The organism is Actinoalloteichus sp. AHMU CJ021, from assembly GCF_002895405.1.
In the GTDB taxonomy this organism is placed as follows: domain Bacteria; phylum Actinomycetota; class Actinomycetes; order Mycobacteriales; family Pseudonocardiaceae; genus Actinoalloteichus_B; species Actinoalloteichus_B caeruleus.
Genome location: NZ_CP025990.1, coordinates 2,396,207 through 2,418,371, shown reverse-complemented (window position 1 = coordinate 2,418,371; position 22,165 = coordinate 2,396,207). Strand labels below are relative to the sequence as shown.

The window sequence follows — 22,165 nt, the reverse complement described above, 5'->3', positions numbered from 1 at the left end:
CCGGGTAGTCGTCCCGCTGTTTGGCGGGCGACCGGGACACGGTGGCGAGTACGGTGATCCTGCGCACCGGGAATTGGTCGGAAGATCACCCTACCGCAATGCGGGAAATGATCTGTGGAACCGAAAGGCGGCCGCATGATCCCCATTACCGCCATCGACGTCCAGGACGCCGAGCCTCTGGTCAGCTCCGTTCTCCGCTCCGGGCTGATCGCGCAGGGGCCGATGGTCGAGCGTTTCGAGGAGTCCTTCGCCCACGCCGCCGGCGTGCCGCACGCGATCGCGGTCAACAGCGGGACGACCGCGTTGGTCGCCTCGCTGGAGGTGCTCGGTCTGCGGCCCGGCGACGAGGTCGTCACCTCCCCCTTCACCTTCGTCGCGACCCTCAACGCGATCCTGGAGGCGGGCGCGACCGCCCGGTTCGCCGACATCGGCGACGCCGACTACTGCCTCTGCCCCGAGGCGGCGGCCGCCGCCGTCGGCCCCCGCACCACCGCGCTGATGCCCGTGCACCTCTACGGCCAACCGGCTGACGTCCACCGGCTCGGCGCGCTCGCCACGTCGAGGGGGCTGGCCCTGGTCGAGGACGCGGCACAGGCCCTCGGGGCCACGGTCGACGGCCGACCGGTGGGTTCCTTCGGGCTCGGCTGCTTCTCGCTGTACGCGACGAAGAACGTGACGACCGCCGAGGGCGGTGTCATCACCACCGAGGACGACCAGCTCGCCGAACGGCTCCGGGTGTTGCGCAACCAGGGGATGCGGCAGCGCTACCAGTACGAGGTCGCCGGGCACAACTACCGGATGACCGACGTGCACGCGGCCGTGGGCCTGCCCCAGCTCGGCCGGCTCGCCCAGCTCATCGACAGCCGGCAACGCAACGCGGAGACCCTCTCCAAGGGCCTCACCGGGATTCCCGGGCTGCGCCTGCCCGCCGTCGTGGACGGTCGCACCCACGTCTGGCACCAGTACACCGTCCTGCTCGACGACGACGCCGCGGTCGACCGCGACGAACTCGCCGCCAGGCTCGGGGAGGCCGGCGTCGGCACCGGCATCTACTACCCCCGGCTGGTGTTCGACTACGACTGCTACCGCGACCACCCCGGGGTGCCTCGGGTCAGCCCCGAGGACTTCCCCGTCGCCCGCTCGGTGGCGAGGCGGGCGCTGTCCCTCCCGGTCCACCCCAAACTCACCGCCGACGACCTCGACGAGATCGTCGCGGCGGTCCGGGGGGTGCTCGGAGGATGACGCCGGAGCCGAGAGCACGGATCGCCCTGGTCGGCGCCGGTGCGATGGGAACCCTGCACGCCCGCGTGCTCAGCCAGTCCGAACGCTGTGACCTGGTGGTGGTCGTCGACCCGAGGGAGGCGGTCGGCACTCCCCTCGCGGAACAGTGCGGCGCCAGGTGGCTGCCCGAGCTCGGTGAGCTGGGCGACGTCGACGGGGTCGTCATCGCCTCCGCGACCGAGACCCACCACAAGCTCGCCAGGCAGGTCCTGGAACAGGATGTCCCGCTGCTGGTCGAGAAGCCCGTGTGCGACAACCTCGCAGGCAGCGAGGAGGTCGTCGCACTCGCCGCCCAACGCGACGTCCCCCTGATGTGCGGGCTGCTGGAGCGGTACAACCCGACAGCCATGACCGCGCTCTCGCTGGTCGACGACCCGGTCCACGTCAGCGCCACCCGGCACTCGCCCTACGCGCCGAGGATCAGGACCGGGGTCGGCTGGGACCTCCTGGTCCACGACGTGGACCTGGTCATCCGAGCCTTCGGCGGCACGGCCCCCCACACGGTGCTCGGCCGTGCGGGACGCTTCCACGACAGCTCCGAACCGGGAGCGGAGGACGTCGTCGAGGCGTTGCTCGGGTTCGCCGACGGCGCGCTGTCCGCCGTCTCCGCCAGCAGGATCGGCCAGCGCAAGGTGCGCACGCTGGTGATCCGCGAGCTGAACCGGTTGATCGAGGCCGACCTGCTCCGGCGGGACGTCACCATCTACCGGCACGTGTCGCTGGACGCCGCGACCCCCGACGGGCGCGGTTACCGGCAGCAGAGCGTGATCGAGGTGCCCGAGCTGGTCAGCGGGCGCGAACCCCTCGCCGCGCAGCTCGACCGGTTCCTCGACCTCATGGCGGGGCGGGTGGACGCCGCCGACGAACGCGCCGCCATCCTGCCGGCGCACCGCGTGGTCGCCGAGGTGCTGCGGGGAGCCTCCGTGCGCTGACCCGGAGCCCGGCCGCGCGGCCCGCGTTCGGCCGGCGCCGCCGGGGACGGCCGGGTCATCGGCGACGCCACAGCTCGGGACGCCACGCGGAGGCGGCGTCGACCTCCGAGGTCATCGCCGGCACCTCCGGGTCCCACCCACCCGCCGTCCCAGCCGGGAGGAAGCCCGCGACCCGGAGTTCCTGGTCCAGCACCTCCGGGTCCAACGGCCAGGTCGGGAACGTCTCCGTCTCCTCCCGGAGCGTCCCGCGCTCCCCGAGCACCTGGTACCGGAACGTCCAGCGGTCCGGCCCCGCCCGGTCGCCCGGCGCGCACCGCACGGTTCCCGTGTAGACGTCCGGACCCAGCCGTGTCGAGGGCAGGGGCCACTCCTCGGCGGCTGGAGAACCACGCCGAGGGCTGTCCACCACCAGCAGCCCGCCCGGGACGAGGGCCCGTGCCACCGCCGGCCAGAGCGCGTCCTCCCGCTCCGCGGGCGGCAGCCCCGCGGCCAGGTTCACGCACACCGCCAGGTCGGCGACGCCGGCCAGGCCGGCCGCCCCCAGCGGGTGGGGGTGCACCCGAACGCGGCTCCGCACCCGGTCCGAGGCGGTGGCGAGGCGCCCCATCAGCACGGCCCTCATCGCCCGTGACGGCTCCACCGCGTGCACGGGGACCTCCGACTCCTCGGCCAGCACCCAGGTCATCGCCCCGGTCCCCGAGCCCACCTCCAGCACGCCGAGCCGCGCGCGCCGCGCGGACGTGGCGAGCCACGTCCGCGCCCACTCCCGGTAGCCGTCGAGGTGGAGCAGGTCGTAGAACTCGGCCGTCACCGAGTACGGGTCCCCCGGCGGTTCCGCCGGTTCTCGGTCTCTCGACATATCTCGGCTGGATAGCAGGCGAGGCCAACTCCGGCCACCTCACGGCCACCCGCCCGGGCCCGCCCCGGCGATACCCGCAGGTGTGGGCTCGGAGAACTCACCCGATCCGGTGAGGACGGTCTTGCGCCCGGCCGGTGAGGTGAGGCACGTTGCCTCCCGGTCACCCTCGCGGTCGGGTACCCATAGCCCCGACGGCACCACACGAAGACCGGAGGCCGAACAGCCCATGAGCAAGGTTCCCAACCTCACCCTGAACAACGGCGTGGAGATCCCCCAGCTCGGCTTCGGGGTGTTCCAGGTTCCGCCGGAGGAGGCCAGGCAGACGGTCGCGACGGCGCTCCGCACCGGGTACCGGAGCATCGACACCGCCAAGGCCTACAGCAACGAGAGCGGAGTCGGGCAGGCGGTCGCCGAGTCCGGGCTGCCCAGGGAGGACGTCTTCGTCACCACGAAGCTCCTCAACGCCGAACAGGGCTACGACTCGACCCTGCGCGCCTTCGACGCCAGCATGACCGAGCTCGGCCTCGACTACCTGGACCTGTACCTCATCCACTGGCCGTTGCCCGGCCGGGACCTGTACGTCGAGACCTGGAAGGCGTTCGAACGCCTCTACGGGGAGGGCCGCGTCCGCGCGATCGGCGTCTCCAACTTCACCATCGACCACCTGAAGCGCCTGTTCGACGAGACGGAACTCGTCCCCTCGATCAACCAGGTCGAGCTGCACCCCAAGCTGCAACAACCGGAACTGCGGGCTTTCCACGCGGAACACGGCATCCTCACCGAGGCCTGGAGCCCGCTGGCCCAGGGCGAGGTCCTCGCCGACCCGGTGGTCACCCGACTCGCCGAGAAGCACGGGCGGACCCCGGCGCAGGTCATCCTGCGCTGGCACCTCGACATCGGCAACGTCGTCATCCCCAAGTCGGTCACCCCGTCCCGGATCGAGGAGAACTTCGACCTGTTCGACTTCCACCTCGACCCGGAGGACGTCGAGTCCCTCGCGCCGCTGGACTCGGGGACCAGGGTCCTGGGCCTCGACCCGGCGACCTTCAACGGCTGAGCCAGCCACCGAACCGGTGACAAGGCCGCCCGGTCCGGAGCCGCCCATGACGAGGACTCCGGACCGGTGCCCCCACTAGGGTGGCTCGGTGGAGCTTCCCTGGTTCGTCTTGGTGGCCGGAGTGGCCTTCCTCGGCTCGCTGGCTCCGATCTTCAGCGTGGAGCTCTACCTGGTCGGGATGGCGGTCACCCGCCCCGAGCTCCCCTGGTGGGGGCTGGCCCTCTCGATCGCGTCCGGACAGCTCGCCGGCAAGCTGGTGCACTACGCGGCGGCGCGCGGCGCCGTCGCGCTGCCCTGGCTCCGCGATCCCCGCTCCGCCCTGGGTACCAGGCTCACCGGCCTGGTCCGGAGGCTGGAGATCCTCTCCGCCCAGCGGCCGTGGACCTGCGCCGCCGTCGTCCTCGGCAGTTCCACGGTCGGCCTGCCGCCCTTCACCTTGCTGGTCCCGGCGGCCGGCGCCATCCGGCTCCCGTTGCGGGTGCTCCTCCCGCCCGCAGTGCTGGGCCGGGTACTCCGCTTCGGCGTCATCGCCGCGACCCCCGGGGTCTTCCACGACCTCTACCTGGGAGTCGTCCCGTGAGCCGCTGGCATCGGCTGCTAGTGAGCCGGCCTCGACCCGCGCGCGTCGGCCAGCGCCGTCCTCACGGCTCCCGCCGGTCCGCCCCGCCCCCACCTCGGACCCGTTCGGCCTCGGCCCGGACGTGCTCCTCGTCGTAGCGCTGGAACACCCTGGCGGGGTTCCCGGCGGCGAGACTCCGGTCCGGCAGGTCCCTGGCCACCACGGACAGCGGCTGCACCGTCACGAAGTCCCCGATCACCACGCCGGGCATCACGAAGCAGAGCCCCCCGATGAAGCAACCCCGGCCGATCCGCACCGGCTTGCGTTCGATGAGGTCGGAACCGCTGTGGTTCTCCAGCATCATGTTCGCCAACCAGCTGGAGTGGGTGAAGATCAACGTGTTCAGCCCGATGCTGGTGTGCTCGCCGATCTCCAGCCCACCGCTCGCGTCCAGGACGGCACCCTCACCGATCCAGCAGTGGTCGCCCAGGACGAGCCGCTCGGGGCTGACGACCTTGGCCCGCTCCCTGATCCGCGTGCTGGGGGGGAGTCCGAGCAGCCGGGCCCGTTCGCTGTCGTTCATGTACTGGCCCACGAGGTCCGTGAGGATCCCGGGCCGCAGGCGCCTGCTGCGCTCGTCGTCGAGGAACATCAGCGGCCCAACCTGGCGTCGACCAGCGCGGTCATCCCCTCCCGCACGGAGACGGCCGGCTCCCAGCCCAGGACCTCCCTGGCCCGCCGGATGTCGGCCGCCCGGCGCGACACCAGGACGTCCCGGGGGTTGAACCTCGGCTCGACCTCAGCGCCGACCGCGTCGATCAGGATCTTCGCCAGCTGCGCGATCGTGGTGTCGATGCCCGTCCCGATGTTGATCGGCAGGCCGGCGCGTTCGCTCTCCAGCGCGGCGACCACCGCGCGGGCCAGGTCCGTGACGTGGACGAAGTCCATCGACTGCTCGCCCCGCCCGTCGATGACGGGCGGCAGCCCGTTCGTCAGCCGGTCCAGGAAGTGGTTGATCACCGAGGTGTAGTAGGCCTCGATGCGCTGGCCAGGGCCGTACACGTTGAAGAAGCGCAGCGCGTTCCAGGACAGGCCCTGCCGGCGTTCGTAGAAGCGGAGCAGGTCCTCCCCGGCGCGTTTGCTGATGCAGTAGGGCGTCAGCGGGTCCAGGGGGTCGTCCTCGTGCATCGGGAGGCGGCTCGGGTCCCCGTACACCGAGGCGGTGGAGGCGAACACGAGCCGGCGCACCCCCTCGTCGGCGGCCGCCGCGAAGACGTTGTTGTTGCCGACCATGTTGATGTCGATGCTCTCGTGCGGGTCGGCCGTCGACTTGTTGATCGACACCGTCGCGAAGTGGATGACGTGCGAACACCCCCGGACGGCCTCGCGAACCGCCCCGCCGTACCGGACGTCCTTCTCGACCAGTTCCACCTGTCCGGTGGCGGTCAGCTCCTCCACCCGGGCGCGGTCCCCTCGGCTCATGTTGTCGAAGAGCCGAACCCGGTAGCCCCGGTCGAGCAGGAGGGGCAGCACGTGCATGCCGATGAAGCCCGCGCCACCCGTGAAGAACACCGTGCCAGCCGTCATCCTCGCCTCCCTGTCCTCCCACGGGCCTGGTCGACCCGCGGCCCCGCCGTTGACCCGCCACCTCTCACCCGAGCCCGGCGATCCCCTCCCGCACCGCCGAGGCGACCCGGTCCACCTGCTCGTCGGTCAGGTTCGCGTGCATCGGGAGCGCGAGCTGGCGCCGGAAGAGGTCCGCGGACACCGGGCACTCCCGGTCAGACCCGTAGACGGGCTGGAGATGGCAGGCGTAGGTGCCGATCGTCGTCTGGACGCCCGCCGACCGCAGGGCGAACGCCAGCCGGTCGCGGGAGACCGACGGATCCACGGTGACCAGGTACGCCTGCCACGGGTGTTCCCGGTCGGCACCGGTCACCGGCAACGTGATCTCGTCGAGGTCCTTGAGCAGCTCCTGGTAGCGCTCGGCGACGCGCCGGCGCGCGTCCAGCAGGGCGGGGAGCCGGTCCAGCTGGACCCCCATGATCGCCGCCTGGACGTCGGACAGCCGGTAGTTGTGCCCCAGTTCGGTGAAGGAGGGGATGGGCAGGTCCACAGCCCCCTCCCGGGTCAGGGCCGGCGCCACCCCGTAGGTGTGCAGCGTCCTCGCCCGGTCGACGAGGTCGCCTCGATCACTGGTCAGCGCGCCCCCCTCGCCCGAGGTGATGCCCTTGCGGCCGTGGAAGCTGAAGGTGGCCAGATCAGCCAGTGAGCCGGCCGGCCGACCCCGGTAGCGGGCGCCGGCCGCGCACGCCGCGTCCTCGACGAGGAAGAGACCGTGCCGGTCCGCGACCGCCCGGAGCGCGTCGTAGTCGGCGGGCTGCCCGGCGACGTCCACCGCGACGATGCCTACCGTCCTCGGGCCGACGGCGGCCAGGGCGGCGGCCGCGTCGAGGGTGAGGGTGTCGGGCCGGACATCGGCGAACACCGGGGTGGCCCCGGCCTGGGCGACCGCGTGCGCGGTGGCCGGGAACGTGTAGTCCGCCACCACCACCTCGTCGCCGGGCCGCACGTCGAGCACCAGCATCGCCAGGTTGAGGGCGGCACCGCAGTTCGAGGTGGCCAGTGCGTGCGTGGTCCCGGCCACCGCCGCGAAGCGTTCCTCGAAACGCGCGCACGCCGGTCCCGCCCCGGCCAACCAGCCGGACCGGAAGACCTCGGCGATGGCCGCGAGCTCCGGTTCGCCCACGGTCGGCTGACCGAGGGCGATGTCGTCGATGTTGTCGGGCATGGCACCCCGCTTTCCTCGACCGAAGCGAGTATAAGTCGGGTGCGGCCGGTCGGCCCGGGGAGCGGAAGCCCGTGACCAGCACGGTTGTCGCGGGGTGACGTGACGGGGACCCGTGGCCGGCCGGGGTGCGCAGCCGGGTGGAGGGGATGAGCGATGGCCCACGTGACCGTGATCGGCGGCGGGGTGGTCGGCCTCGCGGTGGCCAGGGAACTCCGGGTAGTCCGGGGCCACCACGTGACCGTCCTGGAGAAGGAGAACGGCTGGGCCCGCCACCAGACCGGCCACAACAGCGGGGTGCTGCACGCCGGCCTCTACTACCGACCGGGCAGCGAGAAGGCCAGGATGTGCGTGGCCGGTAACGCCTCGATGGCCGCCTACGCCCGGGAGCACGGCGTCCCGGTGTCGGTGTGCGGGAAGCTCGTCGTCGCCACCGACGAGGCGGAGACCGGCCGATTGCGGGACCTGGCGGCCCGGGCCGAGGCCAACGGGGTGCCGGCGCGGGCGATCGGACCGGACGAGGCGAGGGAGCACGAGCCGGCCGTGCGGTGCGTCGCCGCCCTCCGGGTGGAGTCGACCGGCGTCGTCGACTTCACGGGCGTCTGCGCGGCGATGGTCGAGGAACTCACCCGGCACGAGGCCGACCTGCGGCTGGGGACGGAGGCGTTGGCCGTGCGCCGCGCGCCGGGACGGGTGGAGGTGGCCACCGGGACCGGCGTGGTGCGGGCCGACGCGCTCGTGAACTGCGCCGGCCTGCACAGCGACCGGATCGCCGATCTCGCCGGGGTGCGGCCCAGGGCCCGCATCCTGCCCTTCCGGGGGGAGTACTACGAGTTGCGGCCCGACCGGCGCCACCTCGTCACGGGGCTGGTGTACCCGGTCCCGAACCCGGAGCTGCCCTTCCTCGGTGTGCACCTGACCCGGATGCTGGACGGTTCCGTCCACGCCGGCCCGAACGCGGTGCTGGCCCTGCGCAGGGAGGGTTACCGGTGGCGTGACGCCTCCGCCCGCGACCTGGTCGAGGTGATCCGGTTCCCGGGGACCTGGGGCCTGGCCCGCCGGCACGTCCGGACCGGGATCACCGAGACCCTGCGGTCGCTCTCCCGGGCGCGGTTCGCGGCGGACCTGGCCCGCCTGGTCCCCGACATCGGCCCGGCGGACATCGTCCGCGCTCCGGCCGGGGTGCGGGCCCAGGCCGTGCTGGCGGACGGACGGCTGGTCGACGACTTCCTCATCGAGCTCGTGCCCCGGCAGGTGCACGTGCTGAACGCCCCCTCGCCGGCGGCCACGAGCGCCCTCGAGATCGCCACCCGCGTCGCCGACCGTGTGAGCTCCGTGTTGAATTGACCGCGAACCTCCACCCGCCGCATTGTTGCGCCTCGTGACAGGTACCCTCGTTTTCCGTGGACTTCGAGGGTTATGACCTGATCGTTGTTGGCTCCGGTTTCTTCGGGCTCACGGTGGCCGAGCGGACCGCCAGCCAGCTGGGCCGCCGAGTGCTGGTGCTGGACCGGCGCCCGCATATCGGCGGAAACGCCTATTCGGAGGCCGAACCGGAAACCGGTATCGAGGTGCACCGCTACGGAGCGCATCTGTTCCACACCTCCAACAAGCGGGTCTGGGAGTACGTCAACCAGTTCACCGACTTCACCGACTACCAGCACCGGGTCTTCACGATCTACCAGGACCGCGTTTACCCGATGCCGGTCAACCTGGCGACGATCTGTGAGTACTTCGGCAAGTACATGACGCCGGACGAGGCCAGGGCGCTGGTGGCCGAGCAGGCCGGTGAGATCGACTCCGCGGCCGCCCGGAACTTCGAGGAGAAGGCGATCTCCCTCGTCGGCCGGCCCCTGTACGAAGCGTTCTTCCGCGGTTACACAGCGAAACAGTGGCAGACCGACCCCAAGGAGCTCCCGGGGGCAACCGTCACCCGGCTGCCCGTCCGTTACAACTTCAACAACCGCTACTTCAACGACACCTACGAGGGGCTGCCGGTCGACGGCTACACCGCGTGGTTGGAGAAGATGGCGGAGCACGAGAACATCGACGTCAGGCTGAACGTCGACTTCTTCGACGTTCGCGACCAGCTTCCGGAAGGCGTTCCGGTCGTCTACACGGGAGCCCTGGACCGGTACTTCGGTTACGCGGAGGGGCACCTCAGCTGGCGGACCCTCGACTTCACCCAGGAAGTACTCCCGGTCGGTGACTTCCAGGGCACCTCGGTGATGAACTACGCCGAGGAGGAGGTGCCCTACACCAGGATCCACGAATTCCGGCACTTCCACCCGGAGCGGGACTACCCAACCGACAAAACGGTCGTGGTGAAGGAGTACTCCCGATTCGCCGAGGACGACGACGAGCCGTACTACCCGATTAACACCGCCGAGGACCGCGCCAAGCTGGAGAAGTACCGGGAATTGGCCAAGCGGGAGGCCAAGGAGCGCAAGGTGCTGTTCGGCGGCCGGCTCGGCACCTACAAATACCTCGACATGCACATGGCGATCGGTTCCGCGCTGAGCATGTACGACAACAAGATCGCCCCGTTCTTCGCCGACGGTCGTTCTCTGGACGGCTCGATGGAGGACTGACGGGAAACGTCCGGGCCGCCCTGGAATGGGTGCGACCCGAGTCGCCGCCGGGTACCGTCGCGACACGCTGCCACCCAGTCGGGTGTGCCCACAGCGAGCGCGGTACCCGGCGGTAGCTATATTGAGAGCCATGAATTGACGGTGCCGGACAGTGGAAACCCGGTTTCGGGTGAGATTTCTGTCAAGCGCCAGGTGTCAGTCGGGCCGAGGGACTGTGTCGGGTGAGGAGTCCGTCGCCCGGAGTGACCGGCGGGGGTGGCAGCCCGTCGGAGCGTTCGGGTGGGCGCGTTGCCGACCGGGCAGCGCGACCGGAGTGTGACGACGAACACCGCCGCCGGTCGATCAGCCGGAGGCGGGCCACGGCCCGGGTGGTCACGGCAGTCCCTCCCCACCGCCGGACGCGAACCTGAAGACACGACCAACGGCCACTCGACGGAGGACCGACTCTCCAATGCCCCCCAAGACAGCAGCCAAGAAAGCCGTGGAACCCACCCAACAGGCGGCGGTGGGCACCCTGGAGCAGCCAGCGCCCCAGAGCGGCGCCCTGCTCCAGCGCATCCTGTTCCCGCGCCTCGGTGATCCGCTGGACGTGCGGACCCTCTACATGGACGAGGACGAGACGAACCAGCACCGCACCCGGTCGCTGTCCAGGACGTCGGGCACCATCCCGGCCCAGTCCGAGGTCTCCTTCGCCACGTACTTCAACGCCTTCCCGGCCAGCTACTGGCGGCGGTGGACCACGCTGGAGACCGTCGAGCTCCGGCTGCGCGTCGAAGGCGGTTGCCGCATCGACGTCTACCGCTCCCGCGCCAACGGCACCCGCATCCACGTGTGGGGTGACGTCGTCCGGGACGGCGGCGAGGTCAACCAGTCCTTCGACCTCGGCCCGTTCGAGGACGGCGGCTGGTACTGGTTCGACATCACCACCGACCAGAACGAGGTCGTGCTGAGCCAGGGCGGCTGGTTCTCGCCCACGCCGGCACCCAGCCGCGCCTCGGTGTCGATCGGGATCACCACGATGCGCCGCGACGACTGCGTCGCCACGCTGCGCACGATCGCCGAGGACCCGCTGCTGATGGACGCGGTGACCGCCATCGTCGTCGCCGACCAGGGCAAGGACAAGGTCCGCGAGGCGGAGGCCTTCCCCGAGGCGGAGCGCGCGCTCGGCGACAAGCTGCGCCTGTACGAGCAGGGCAACCTCGGCGGTAGCGGCGGTTTCGCGCGGGGCATGTACGAGGCCCTGACCGCCACCGACTGCGAGCAGATCCTGTTCATGGACGACGACATCGTGCTGGAGACCGACTCGGTGCTCCGGGCGATCGCGTTCTCCCGCTTCACCGAGCACCCGACGCTGGTCGGCGGGCAGATGCTCAACCTCCAGGCGCGGTCCCGGCTGCACTCGATGGGCGAGGTCATGGACCGCGCCAAGTTCATGTGGCGGCCCGCGCCGGGCTCCGTCGAGGACCACGACTTCGCCGAGGAGTCCCTCCGGGAGAGCCCGGTCTTCCACCGCCGGACCGACGTCGACTACAACGCGTGGTGGATGTGCATGATCCCCCGTTCGGTCGCGGAGGAGATCGGCCTGCCCCTGCCCATCTTCATCAAGTGGGACGACACCGAGTACGGGCTGCGCGCCAGCCACGCCGGGTACCCGACGGCGACGGTGCCCGGGATCGCCGTCTGGCACATGTCCTGGGGCGAGAAGGACGACCTCACCGACTGGCAGGCCTACTTCCACACCCGCAACCGCCTGATCACCGCCGCCCTGTACCACCCGGAACGGCGGGCGACGACCATGATCAAGGACATGCAGAAGCGCTCCCTGCGCTACCTGCTGCGGATGGAGTACTCGGCCGTCGCCCTCCAGCAGATGGCCATCGAGGACTTCCTGCGCGGACCCGACGAGCTGTTCGACACCCTGCCCACCGCGCTGGGCAAGGTGCGGGAGCGTCGGGCGCAGTTCGACGACGGCCGGGTGCTGCCCACCGCGCGGACCCTGCCGCTGCCGTCGATGTCCCAGGTCCGCGCGGAACGCTTCATGCGGCCCCCGACCAACCCGCTGAGCATCGGCAAGGCGCTGGTCGAGGTGCTGTTGCGGAACCTGTTGCCGGTCAAGCCGCAGCACCGGGACCGCCCGGAACTCAACCTGGCCGGTCGGGACGCCCAGTGGTTCCTGCTCGCGAGGCTGGACAGCGCGACGGTGGCGACCGCGGACGGCCGAGGCGTGACGTTCCGCCGCCGGGACCGCGAGTACTTCTGGCGGACGCTGCGGACCTCGGTGCGGAACAACATCACCCTGCTGCGGCAGTTCCCGAAGCTCCGCAAGCAGTACCGGAAGGCGATGCCGACCCTGACCAGCAAGGACGCCTGGAAGAAGGTCTTCTACGGCGGCTGAATCCCCCCGGAGGATCCCCGCCAACGGTGACCGAACGCCCCCGCCGGACCAACGCGATCCGGCGGGGGCGTTCGTCGTGTGCTCACCTCCAGGATGACCGCCGGGCTCCCGCACCGGGTCTCCCGCCGGCCGGACCACCGCGGCGCGCACCGGTAGTCCTGCGCCGGAACGCGGGCGGAGGTCCGCTCAGCGCCTGGCTCGTTGCCCGTAGGCGGCCACGCTGTGGCGCAGTTCGCTCAGGTGCGCGGTGGCCACCGTCGAGAAGTCGACGACCATCCTCCCGCCGTCGGCGAGGTCGATGCTCGTGGTGTCACCGTCCCGGACCAGGCTCTCCAGGTCACCGGACAGGCTCTCCGAGGTCGAGTGGTCGACGGCGAGGACGATCGGGCTGCCACCCGCGACCAGGTGCAGGGTGAGGGCGTGTTGTTCGGTGCTCATGGGCACCATCCAAGCCCGTCGCCACACCGCTCGCGAGACGGTTCACCGACGGCGTACCGGTGTTCACCCACCGCCGAACCGGGGCCCTACCCGGCCCCGGCGCGCCCAGCCCACGGTGAGGTTGAGCCCGTCCTCGGGGAACCCGGGGCGGACCCACCCGACACGGTCGTCCGCGCGGCCCTCAGGCGCGGAAGAAGCGCTCCTGCTGACCCTGGCGCACCAGCCTCAGCCACTTCACGAAGGCCTTCGGGTCCCGCCGGACACCGAGGAAGTACAGGCCGAACCGGAACACCTCCAGGAGGCCGAGTTTGCGCATCCCCGGCTTGGAGAGCAGGTAACCGCGGTTCCGGTAGGTGTAGTATCGCTTGATCGGGTCCTCGGGATCCTGGGCGTGCAGCCGCCCACCCAACATCGGCTTGAACTCGGCCGATCCGTCCGGGTGGACGAAGGTGGTGCGGAGCGACGTTCCGAAACGCAGCCCCGACCGTGCCACCCGGCGGTGGATCTCCACCTCGTCGCCCCGGAAGAACATCCGGTAGTCCGGTACCCCGACGACGTCCAGGGTGCTGGCGCGGAACAAGGCGCCGTTGAAGAACGAGGCGATCCCCGGGAGGAAGTCCTCACCCAGTTCGTCGCGCTCCCGCTTCCAGGTCAGCCCCCGCCGCATCGGGAAGGCGAGCAGCTCGGGGCGGTCGATGTTCACCACCACCGGCGAGACCACGGCCAGACGTCGCCGCTCCGCCTCGTCGAGGAGGATCTCCAGGGCGTTCTCGTCGGCCGGGCGGCCGTCGTCGTCACCCAGCCAGATCCACTCCGCCCCGAGGGACAACGCGTGCAACATGCCCAGGGCGAAACCGCCGGCCCCGCCGAGATTGCGCTGGGACAGCAGGTACGTCGTGGGGATCGGACAACCCGCGACCACGTCGGCCGCCGACTGGTCCGGCCCGTTGTCCACCACGATGAGGTGGTCGACCTGCCTCGTCTGCGCGGCGATGACCTTCAGCGAGTCGGTCAGGAGTTCCCGGCGGTGTCGGGTGACGATCACGGCCACCACGGCGCCCTCGGGCAGGGTCACGTCCTCGCCTCCCCGGCGTCCGGATGCGGTGCTCACGCGCCCTCACCCGCGGGAGCGGAGGCGGGCGAGCCGTGGCCGAGCCTCTCCATGGCTTCCTGGCTCATGTGCTCGTACGGGTCCCGCCCCTTGTACGCGGTGAGGACATCCCTGATCGGGCCCTGCATCCGGACCTGGCCCTTGTCCATCCAGATCGCCTTCGTGCACAGCTCCATCAGCATCTCGTCCGCGTGCGAGGCGAACACCAGCAGGCCGGAGCGTTTGACCAGGTCGTTGAGCCGGTCTCTCGCCTTCGCCAGGAAGGACGCGTCGACGGCGCCGATGCCCTCGTCCAGGAGCAGGATCTCCGGGTCGATCGAGGTGACCACACCCAACGCCAGCCGAACCCGCATACCCGTCGAGTAGGTCCGCAACGGCATCGACAGGTAGTCGCCCAGTTCGGTGAACTCGGCGATCTCGTCGACCCGTGACTCCATCTGCTTCCTGGTCATCCCCAGGAACAGACCCCGGATCATGATGTTCTCGATGCCGTTCATCTCCGGGTCGAGACCGACACCGAGGTCGAAGACCGGGGCCACCTTGCCGACGATCCTGGAGTGGCCCCTGGTCGGCTCGTAGATCCCGGAGAGCAACCGCAGCAGCGTCGACTTGCCGGCGCCGTTGTGGCCGACCAACCCGACCCGGTCGCCGTGCGCGACCGAGATGTTGATGTCCCGCAACGCCTCGATGACCGGCACCTTGCTGTCGGTGCCGATCTTGCCGCCCGCCTTGTTGAGCACGGCCTTCTTCAGCGATCGGGACTTCGCGTCGAAGATCGGGAAGTCGACCGATGCGTTCCAAACGTCAATGCTGACCACGTGTCAAGGCCTCACTCGGGGCGGGGGTGGAATCGTTGGCGGTGTCCGGGGCACGGGGAGCTGGCTCCAGTGTGCGCCTAGACCCAGTAGGACACCCTGGCTCGGTAGTTGCGGAGCATGAGCAGCGCGACGGCCCAGCCCACGACCGTGATGGCGCCCACCACGAGCCAGTTGGTCAGGTTCGTCTCCAGACCGAGCATCGGGCGCCGGACCATCTCGATGAAGTGCATGAACGGGTTGAGCTGGGCCAGCACCGCGCGCTCGCGGACCACGGCGCTCTCGCTGTTGATGAGCGTCTCGTAGCTCCAGACGATCGGCGTCAGGTAGAAGAGCAGCTGGACGATGTTGCCCGTGATCGGTGGGATGTCCCGGAACCGCGTGCTGATGATGCCCACCAGCAGTGAGGCCCACCCCGCGTTGACGACGAGCAGCGCCAGCGCCGGGACCACCAGCAGCAGCGACAGGTCCACCGGCTGCGGGAAGATCGCGAAGATGATGACGTAGATCAGCAGGTTGTGGGCGAAGAACAGGGTCTGCCGCCACACCAGCCGGAACACGTGCGTCGTCACCGGCGCGGGGAGGTGCTTGATGAGGCCCTCGTTCGCGATGAAGACCTGCGCGCCCTCGTTGATGCAGTTCGAGATGAAGGTCCAGCAGATCAGTCCGACGGCCACGTAGGGCAGGAACTCGTGGAGCGGGTTGCCGAACAGACCACCGAACAGGATGCCCAGCGCGAGCGTCATCACGCCCGTGCTGATCGTGATCCACAGCGGGCCGATCACCGAACGGCGATAGCCCTGCTTGATGTCCTGCCAACCCAGGTAACCCCACAGGTTGCGCTGCCTGGCTGCCTGGGCGATGTCCTGGAACGCGCGGCTCCACGTACGGGAGGAGTTCGCGGTTGTGGGATTCGCCTCATCGAGGGTGCTGCTTACCTGCACGAAGTGCAGCGTACCGGCGGCACCTGAACGGCTTACTCGCTGGTTCGCGGTCTGGCCCTCACCGTAAGCGGTGAAGCCTTCCGCCCCAGGTGGGGGAGGGTGTCACGTGGCGTGACCGCCCCCACGACGTGGTGTTCCTCGCGGTGCCGCCCGGTGCGGCACCGCGAGGCGGACACGACGCTCAGAGGTACTGGCCGGTCCCCCGCAGCGGACTCTGTTCACCCGGATCGGTGACCTTGGTCCCCGGGGGCAACGCGCCGCGACGCATCTGCTGGAGCTGTGCCTGCACGGCCATGTGCTGGGCGAACAACGCCGTCTGGATGCCGTGGAAGAGCCCTTCCAACCATCCGACCAACTGGGCCTGCGCGATCCGCAGCTCCGCGTCCGTCGGTGTCCTCCCCTCGGTGAAGGGCAGGGACAGCCGCTCCAGCTCCTCCACCAGTTCCGGCGCGAGGCCCTGCTCCAACTCCTTGATCGAGGAGGTGTGGATCTCCCGAAGCCTGTTCCGGCTGGCCTCGTCGAGCGGAGCGGCCCGGACCTCCTCCAACAGCTGCTTGATCATCGTGCCGATGCGCATCACCTTGGCGGGCTGTTCGACCAGGTCGTTGACGTCCTCGCCGCCCCCGGCGTCCTCGGCTCCCTCCGGCACCTGCGCGGTGCCGATGGGGACACCGTCCTCGCCGAAGATCACCACCTGCCGACCAGGGGCCGCCCGCTGGTCGCGGGACTCGTCCTGGTACTCGCCGGAGTTCTCGTCGGTCTCGTGACTCATGGATCCATCCTCGCGCTGTCGACTGGCCCGGGACGAGCCGGGCCCACCCGCCATCCTCCGGGTCGGGTACCCGGACCGGGACCGGACGACGACCCCGGGACCCCGGGCCCTCCACCGTACGTACGGCGTTGGCGCGGCCTCCGACGTCGCTCGGCTCCGCGAACCGTCTCCCGCTCGCGCTGGCTGGTACTCGTGACGCCCCAGCGGGCGGATGAGTTCCCGCGCGGATACCTCCGCCGTCCCCGCCCCGCGCTCCGGTGGCCCGCCCCGTCGCGGACCTGGTCAGAGCCGGAACGACCCGGTCCTCGCGAGGGTGCTCGAGGTTCCAACAGCTCGTGTGGGACGTCGCGGAGCCCAGGACAACCTCGCCGCCGCCCACCGGATGGGTCAGGGGCCCGTGTTCCGCTGACTGCGTGTCGTCCTCCGCCTCCGACCGGTCAGCCGGGTGATGAGACCGGGGCCCCGCCGGAACCACTTCGCTACCCTGTGCTCACGGATGGTGATGGGGTCGCGGGCGGGTGCGACGGCGGTGGCGACCCCACCAGCGCGCGGGAGGGCCGGGCGAGGTGGAGGAGAGCGAACGGTCCCACGCCGAGCTCGGCGCCTGGCTGCGGCTCACGCCGCTGCTGACCGAGTACCTGCCCTTCCCCGCCGGTTCGTTGCGTGCCGCCGCGCTCGTCCGGGTGCTGGACGAGGTGGTGCTGGGCGACCGCAGCGTCCTCCTGGAGTGCGGCTGCGGGTGGGCGTCGGTGGTGATCGCCCGCTTCCTCGCCCGGAGGGGCTTCGGACGGTTGCTCTCCCTGGAGGACGACGGCGAACGCGCCGCCTTCGTCACCACCCAGCTGCGGCGCGAGGGGCTCACCGAGGTGGCGAGGGTGGTGCACGCCCCGCTGGCCGCGCATCCCGGCTCGGTCGACGATCTGCCCTGGTACGAACCGGGGCAGGTCTTCGAGATGGTGACGCGGTACGTGGACCGCAACGGCCTGATCGACCTGGTGCTGGTCGACGGTCCCCACGGCGGGGGACCGGACTCCGGGCTGATCCGGTACCCGGTGCTGCCCGTCGTGCGAAACGCGCTGGCCCCGGGAGCGGTGGTGCTCCTGGACGACGCCGACCGCGCCGGGGAACAGGCGGTGATCCGGCACTGGACGACCGAGTTCGGGTTGCGGTTCACCCGCGACGGGATGAGCGGGCTCGCCGCCGCGACACTCACCGTGTGAGCCGCGGCGGCGGGCCCTGACGGTCTGAACCGGGCGCGGCGCCGGTTCAGACCGTCAGCAGGACCTTCCCGACCACGGTCCCGCCGTCGAGCAGTTCGTGGGCGCGTCCGGCCTCGGCCATCGGGATCCGGTCGTGCACCACGGGGCGGATCGTGCCATCCGCCAGGAGCGGCCAGACCCTGGCGACGACGTCGGCGACGATGCCGGCCTTGCCTCCCGGGCCGGTCACCGGGCGCCCCCGCAACGCCGTCGCCGACACGCTCGCACGCTTCGCCAGCAGCGCGGACAGGTCCACCTCGGCTCGGCGCCCGCCCTGCATGCCGATCACCACCAGGCGGCCGCCCACCGCCAGGACCTCGATGTTGCGCCCCAGGTACTTGGCCCCGATGTTGTCCAGCACGACATCCGCGCCCCGGCCGCCCGTCGCCCGGGCCACCTCCTCGACGAAGTCCTGTTCGCGGTGGTTGACCAGGATCTCGGCCCCGAGCTCACGGCAGCGGGCCAACCGTTCCTCCGAGCCCGCCGTCGTCGCGACCGTCGCGCCGAGCGCCCGGCCGAGCTGGATCGCGAAGGTCCCGACCCCGCCCGCCCCGCCGTGCACCAGCAGCACCTCGCCCTTGGCGAGCCGGGCCACGTCCACGAGGTTGGACCACACGGTGCACGCCACCTCCGGCAGCCCCGCCGCCGTCACCAGGTCGACTCCCCCCGGCACCGGCATCAGCTGCTCGGCCGGCACCGCCACCTTCTCGGCGTAACCGCCACCTGCCAGCAGCGCGCACACCTCGTCCCCGACCCGCCAGCCGGTCACGCCCCTGCCAAGCGCCGCGACGGTGCCCGAGCACTCCAGACCCAGGATGTTGGACGCGCCTCGGGGCGGGCGGTACCTCCCCTGCCGTTGCAGGAGGTCCGCCCGGTTCACCGCGCTCGCCGTCACGTTGACGACGACTTCGCCCTCCGCCGGCCTGGGATCGGGCAGCGGTGCCCACCGCAGCACCTCCGGGCCGCCGGGCTCGCGCACTGTGATCGCTCGCATGACAGAACCGTACGGCCACCGAGGGTCCGCGTCAGCGCTGACGGCGGCGCGTCGTCCAGCATCACGAGCTGAGCGGCGAAGGAGTTCCGGGCGGTCGCGGGCTCGGGAAGGATGGTGCGATGTCGACAGAGAACCCCTGGCCCTTGGGCGACCTCGCCCTCACCTCTCCCCGGCTCGAACTCCGGCCGGACGACGACGAGGGACTGCGGGAACTGGTGGAACTCGCGCGGCAGGGCATCCACCCACCCGAGCGAATGCCCTTCACCACGCCCTGGACCGATGTGCCCGCGCACGAACTGGGCGTCAACACGGTCCGGTTCCACTGGCGGCAACGCGCCGAGGTCACCCCCACCACCTGGGCCATCAACTTCCTCGTCCGCCTGAACGGAACGGTGGTCGGAGTGCAGCAGCTGGCGGCGGCGAACTTCCCCGTGGTGCGGACCGTGGTCAGCGGGTCCTGGCTGGGGATCCGCCACCAGGGCCGTGGACTGGGCACCGAGGCACGGGCCGCCGTGCTGTCCTTCGCCTTCGACCACCTCGGCGCCCGGTTGGCCAGGACCGGGGCCTTCGAGGACAACCCCGTCTCGGCGGCGGTCAGCCGTCGCCTCGGGTACCGGGAGGACGGGACCCAGGAGGTCGAGCGACGGGGTGAGCTCGCCACGATCCGCCGGTTCGTCGTGAGCGCGGAGGGCTTCGACGCGCACCGCCCCGAGTGGCGCGTCCAGGTCGCCGGCCTGGACCGCTGCCGCGACTTCTTCACCGGCTGGGAGCACTCAGGGTGACGATTCGAATCCCCTGGGTGCGCGAGGGGAGGTACCTTCGTCGGCACGGGTTCCCCGCACATGTGGCCAGCGGCCGGGCGGCGGCACACCCGCCACCAGCCCTCGGCGGGGCCGGCCGACCGGAGCCGCCCGTGCCCGTTCCCTGGGAGGCACCATGACCACGTCCTCGTCCCGGCGGCGGATCACCACGACTGGCGTCGGGCTCGCCGCGGCCGCGAGCCTGGCCGTCGTGGGCCTGCCCGCGGTGGCCGACACCGAGCCGGTCACCGGCGGGGCGACCGGCGCACCGAGGGCTGATCTCCCCGAGCGGGTCGCCTCGGCGATCGAGCTCACCGGGCTCAACCGGCACCTCGTCGCCTTCCAGCGCATCTCCGACCGGCACGGCGGGACCCGCGCCGCCGGTGAGCCCGGCTACGACGCGAGCGTCGACTACGTCGTCGCCCGGTTGGAGGAGGCTGGGTTCGACGTCACCACTCCGGAGTTCGAGTACGAACGGTTCACGATCGACGCCGAACGCCTGCTCGTCTCCGGGGCCGAGCTGGACGTCCAGATGTTCACCTACTCGCCGTCGACGCCGGCGGGCGGGCTCGACGGCCCCCTCGTACCGCTACCACCCGAGGGTGAACTCGGATGCGATCCGGCCGACTTCGTCGGGGTGGACGTCACCGGAGCGATCGCCGTGGCCCGACGCGGCGAGTGCGCCTTCGCCGAGAAGGGACGGCTGGCCGCCGATGCCGGCGCGGCCGCGTTGCTCGTGGTCAACAACACCGAGGGCCCGGTGCACGGCACCCTGGGAGACGCCGACGCAGGCGTCATCCCGGTGGCCGGCCTCGACCCTGCCGACGGGGACGCCCTGTTCGACGCCGCCGGGACGCCGGCCACGCTGGAACTCGTCGGGGAGGCGACCGTCGACACCAGCCGGAACGTCCTCGCCCAGACCAGCACCGGGCGCACCGACAACGTGGTCGTCGTCGGTGCCCACCTCGACGCCGTGTACGCCGGCATCAGCGACAACGGCACCGGAAGCGCGGCGCTGCTGGAGACGGCGCTGCGGCTGGGCGCCGCCCCCGAAGTGAACAACGCGATCCGGTTCGCCTGGTGGGGAGCGGAGGAGCTGGGGCTGCACGGTTCCACCCAGTACGTCCGGTCGCTGGACGCCGAGCAGCAGCTCGACATCGCCCTCTACCTGAACCTCGACATGATCGGCTCACCCAACCCCGGCTACTTCGTGTACGACGGGGACGGTTCCGACGGCTCCTCCGAGCCAGGACCCCACGGATCAGCCCAGATCGAGCGGGCACTCGTCGACCACCTCGCCGCACAGGGGATCGAGGCCGAGGGCACCGCGTTCGACGGCCGGTCCGACTACCGGGAGTTCGTGGCGGTGGGCATCCCGGCCGGTGGGCTGTTCACCGGGGCCGAGGGTGAGATGACGGAGGAGCAGGCCGCGAAGTGGGGCGGAACGGCGGGGGACGCCTACGACCCCCACTACCACCAGCCCGAGGACGACCTCGACAACGTCGACCGCCGAGCCCTGCTGGTCAACGCCCGCACGGCGGCCCACGTCGCCACCGCCTACGGGCTCAGCACCCGGGAGGTGAACGGGGAGCCCGGCTCGCGGCGTCAGGCCGCCGAGCCGGGTCAGCTGGCGGACGGCGCTCCGATGCTGCCGAGGACGGGACGGCTGGCGTCGCGGTGACCTCCCCCTCCGGAGGAGGAGACGGCTCACCATCCGGTGGGGTGACACTGACACAACACTGTTACGACCACCGGGTGTATTCGGCGCGAGCCTGAACGGAACCGGCGGTTCGCCCTGTCGAAGCCAATAACCTAGGTGGGTGGACGCAGGAACGCGGGTCGAGCCCAGGTGGTTGAGCAGCGAGCAGGAACGGGCGTGGCGGGCCTACTTCGTCGGCAGCTCCCTGTTGGCCTACCAGCTGAACCGGGAACTCCAGGAAGCGCGGGACATCACGCTTCCCGACTACGAGATCCTGGTCAGGCTCTCGCAGAGCCCGGACCGCCGCATGCGGATGAGTCAGCTCGCCGGGGAGGTCGCCTCATCGAAGAGTCGGGTGTCGCACCAGATCAACCGGATGGAGAACGCCGGGCTCGTCCGCCGCATGGAGTGCCCAAGCGACGGTCGGGGCGTCTTCGCGGTGCTCACCGACCAGGGCATGGACCTGCTGCGCAGTGCCGCGCCGACACACGTCGCGGGCGTGCGGGCCCACCTGATCGACCTCCTCGACGAGGAGGAGCAGGCCGTCCTGGGCAAGGTGTTCACCCGGATCACCGACCATTTCGGTGGGGAGCTCTGATCTGGCGCGAGGCGCCGTCTAGGCTGGGGCACGAGGAAGCGTGGCAGAGCGGCCGAATGCACCCGCCTTGAAAGCGGGAGACCTGTCACAGGGTCCGGGGGTTCAAATCCCTCCGCTTCCGCCGCGGTGGTGGGGTGGTCTTCCCCGAGCCGGGAGGACCACCACCCGGATGAGTCGGCCCCTGGCCGCCTCCCACGTCGCCGCGTGAGCCACCGCTCCCTCCCCAGTGGGCCCGGGAAAACCATTCCCGCCCAGCCGGGGCGTGCGCCTAAG

21 protein-coding genes and 1 tRNA gene are annotated in these 22,165 nt (G+C 70.9%); 12 read left to right on the top strand and 10 right to left on the bottom strand.

Annotated elements, in window-relative coordinates; all coding sequences use genetic code 11:
* The first annotated feature begins 135 nt into the window (after positions 1 to 135).
* Positions 136 to 1,242 (top strand): DegT/DnrJ/EryC1/StrS family aminotransferase, encoded by a 1,107-nt coding sequence (locus C1701_RS10170; protein WP_026417723.1) that lies wholly within the window; start codon positions 136 to 138, stop codon positions 1,240 to 1,242.
* Positions 1,239 to 2,213, top strand: a complete 975-nt coding sequence (locus tag C1701_RS10165) for a Gfo/Idh/MocA family protein (protein WP_103055852.1) — start codon at positions 1,239 to 1,241, stop codon at positions 2,211 to 2,213. The genes C1701_RS10170 and C1701_RS10165 overlap by 4 nt, the downstream gene beginning before the upstream one ends.
* A gap of 55 nt (positions 2,214 to 2,268) precedes the next feature.
* Here the strand turns inward: C1701_RS10165 and C1701_RS10160 are convergent, their stop codons facing one another.
* Positions 2,269 to 3,072, bottom strand: a complete 804-nt coding sequence (locus tag C1701_RS10160) for an SAM-dependent methyltransferase (RefSeq protein ID WP_051313515.1) — start codon at positions 3,070 to 3,072, stop codon at positions 2,269 to 2,271.
* Between the two features lie 226 nt (positions 3,073 to 3,298).
* On the opposite strand from C1701_RS10160, the gene C1701_RS10155 reads away from it, so the two are divergent.
* The gene (locus C1701_RS10155) at positions 3,299 to 4,129 is read left to right on the top strand and encodes an aldo/keto reductase (RefSeq protein WP_026417721.1); all 831 of its coding nucleotides are present in this window, start codon (positions 3,299 to 3,301) and stop codon (positions 4,127 to 4,129) included.
* A gap of 88 nt (positions 4,130 to 4,217) precedes the next feature.
* The gene (locus C1701_RS10150) at positions 4,218 to 4,709 is read left to right on the top strand and encodes a hypothetical protein (RefSeq protein ID WP_026417720.1); all 492 of its coding nucleotides are present in this window, start codon (positions 4,218 to 4,220) and stop codon (positions 4,707 to 4,709) included.
* 61 nt (positions 4,710 to 4,770) lie between these two features.
* On the opposite strand, the gene C1701_RS10145 is transcribed toward C1701_RS10150, so the two are convergent.
* From C1701_RS10145 to C1701_RS10135, 3 genes are all read right to left on the bottom strand, one after another.
* A complete protein-coding gene (locus C1701_RS10145; RefSeq protein WP_026417719.1) occupies positions 4,771 to 5,340 on the bottom strand; it encodes an acyltransferase in 570 nt (189 codons plus the stop codon).
* Positions 5,340 to 6,275: an NAD-dependent epimerase/dehydratase family protein gene (locus C1701_RS10140; protein WP_026417718.1), complete on the bottom strand. Its 936-nt coding sequence runs from the start codon at positions 6,273 to 6,275 to the stop codon at positions 5,340 to 5,342. Before C1701_RS10140 ends, C1701_RS10145 begins: the two co-directional genes overlap by 1 nt.
* A 64-nt stretch (positions 6,276 to 6,339) precedes the next feature.
* Positions 6,340 to 7,479 (bottom strand): DegT/DnrJ/EryC1/StrS family aminotransferase, encoded by a 1,140-nt coding sequence (locus C1701_RS10135; protein WP_051313513.1) that lies wholly within the window; start codon positions 7,477 to 7,479, stop codon positions 6,340 to 6,342.
* A gap of 153 nt (positions 7,480 to 7,632) precedes the next feature.
* On the opposite strand from C1701_RS10135, the gene lhgO reads away from it, so the two are divergent.
* From lhgO to C1701_RS10120, 3 genes are all read left to right on the top strand, one after another.
* Entirely contained in the window at positions 7,633 to 8,823 is a 1,191-nt protein-coding gene (gene lhgO / locus C1701_RS10130; RefSeq protein WP_026417716.1) for an L-2-hydroxyglutarate oxidase, read from the top strand.
* A gap of 56 nt (positions 8,824 to 8,879) precedes the next feature.
* On the top strand, positions 8,880 to 10,067 hold the full coding sequence (gene glf / locus C1701_RS10125) for a UDP-galactopyranose mutase (protein WP_026417715.1): 1,188 nt from the start codon (positions 8,880 to 8,882) through the stop codon (positions 10,065 to 10,067).
* 451 nt (positions 10,068 to 10,518) lie between these two features.
* Positions 10,519 to 12,462 (top strand): glycosyltransferase, encoded by a 1,944-nt coding sequence (locus C1701_RS10120; RefSeq protein ID WP_245588700.1) that lies wholly within the window; start codon positions 10,519 to 10,521, stop codon positions 12,460 to 12,462.
* Positions 12,463 to 12,648: 186 nt separating this feature from the next.
* Here C1701_RS10120 and C1701_RS10115 read toward each other — a convergent pair whose 3' ends face one another.
* From C1701_RS10115 to C1701_RS10095, 5 genes are all read right to left on the bottom strand, one after another.
* Positions 12,649 to 12,900, bottom strand: a complete 252-nt coding sequence (locus C1701_RS10115) for a hypothetical protein (protein WP_026417713.1) — start codon at positions 12,898 to 12,900, stop codon at positions 12,649 to 12,651.
* A gap of 181 nt (positions 12,901 to 13,081) precedes the next feature.
* A complete protein-coding gene (gene glfT1, locus C1701_RS10110) occupies positions 13,082 to 14,011 on the bottom strand; it encodes a galactofuranosyltransferase GlfT1 (RefSeq protein ID WP_051313511.1) in 930 nt (309 codons plus the stop codon).
* Complete coding sequence (wzt, locus tag C1701_RS10105; protein ID WP_026417711.1) at positions 14,008 to 14,829, bottom strand: galactan export ABC transporter ATP-binding subunit Wzt/RfbE; 822 nt, start codon at positions 14,827 to 14,829, stop codon at positions 14,008 to 14,010. The genes glfT1 and wzt overlap by 4 nt, the downstream gene beginning before the upstream one ends.
* 77 nt (positions 14,830 to 14,906) lie before the next feature.
* Positions 14,907 to 15,770, bottom strand: a complete 864-nt coding sequence (gene wzm, locus C1701_RS10100) for a galactan export ABC transporter permease subunit Wzm/RfbD (protein ID WP_155886037.1) — start codon at positions 15,768 to 15,770, stop codon at positions 14,907 to 14,909.
* A gap of 181 nt (positions 15,771 to 15,951) precedes the next feature.
* The gene (locus C1701_RS10095) at positions 15,952 to 16,542 is read right to left on the bottom strand and encodes a bacterial proteasome activator family protein (RefSeq protein ID WP_026417709.1); all 591 of its coding nucleotides are present in this window, start codon (positions 16,540 to 16,542) and stop codon (positions 15,952 to 15,954) included.
* Positions 16,543 to 17,108: 566 nt separating this feature from the next.
* Here C1701_RS10095 and C1701_RS10090 point away from each other — a divergent pair.
* Entirely contained in the window at positions 17,109 to 17,762 is a 654-nt protein-coding gene (locus C1701_RS10090; protein WP_026417708.1) for a class I SAM-dependent methyltransferase, read from the top strand.
* A gap of 46 nt (positions 17,763 to 17,808) precedes the next feature.
* Here C1701_RS10090 and C1701_RS10085 read toward each other — a convergent pair whose 3' ends face one another.
* A complete protein-coding gene (locus tag C1701_RS10085; RefSeq protein WP_026417707.1) occupies positions 17,809 to 18,795 on the bottom strand; it encodes an NAD(P)H-quinone oxidoreductase in 987 nt (328 codons plus the stop codon).
* Positions 18,796 to 18,914: 119 nt separating this feature from the next.
* Between C1701_RS10085 and C1701_RS10080 the strand changes: the two genes are divergently transcribed.
* The 4 genes from C1701_RS10080 (at position 18,915) to C1701_RS10065 (ending at position 22,013) form a co-directional block, all read left to right on the top strand.
* Complete coding sequence (locus C1701_RS10080) at positions 18,915 to 19,577, top strand: GNAT family N-acetyltransferase (RefSeq protein ID WP_026417706.1); 663 nt, start codon at positions 18,915 to 18,917, stop codon at positions 19,575 to 19,577.
* Positions 19,578 to 19,731: 154 nt separating this feature from the next.
* Positions 19,732 to 21,276, top strand: a complete 1,545-nt coding sequence (locus C1701_RS10075) for a M28 family peptidase (RefSeq protein ID WP_103055851.1) — start codon at positions 19,732 to 19,734, stop codon at positions 21,274 to 21,276.
* Between the two features lie 139 nt (positions 21,277 to 21,415).
* A complete protein-coding gene (locus tag C1701_RS10070) occupies positions 21,416 to 21,892 on the top strand; it encodes a MarR family winged helix-turn-helix transcriptional regulator (RefSeq protein WP_051313509.1) in 477 nt (158 codons plus the stop codon).
* Between the two features lie 34 nt (positions 21,893 to 21,926).
* Positions 21,927 to 22,013: transfer RNA gene (locus C1701_RS10065), tRNA-Ser, on the top strand.
* Positions 22,014 to 22,165 lie beyond the last annotated feature (152 nt).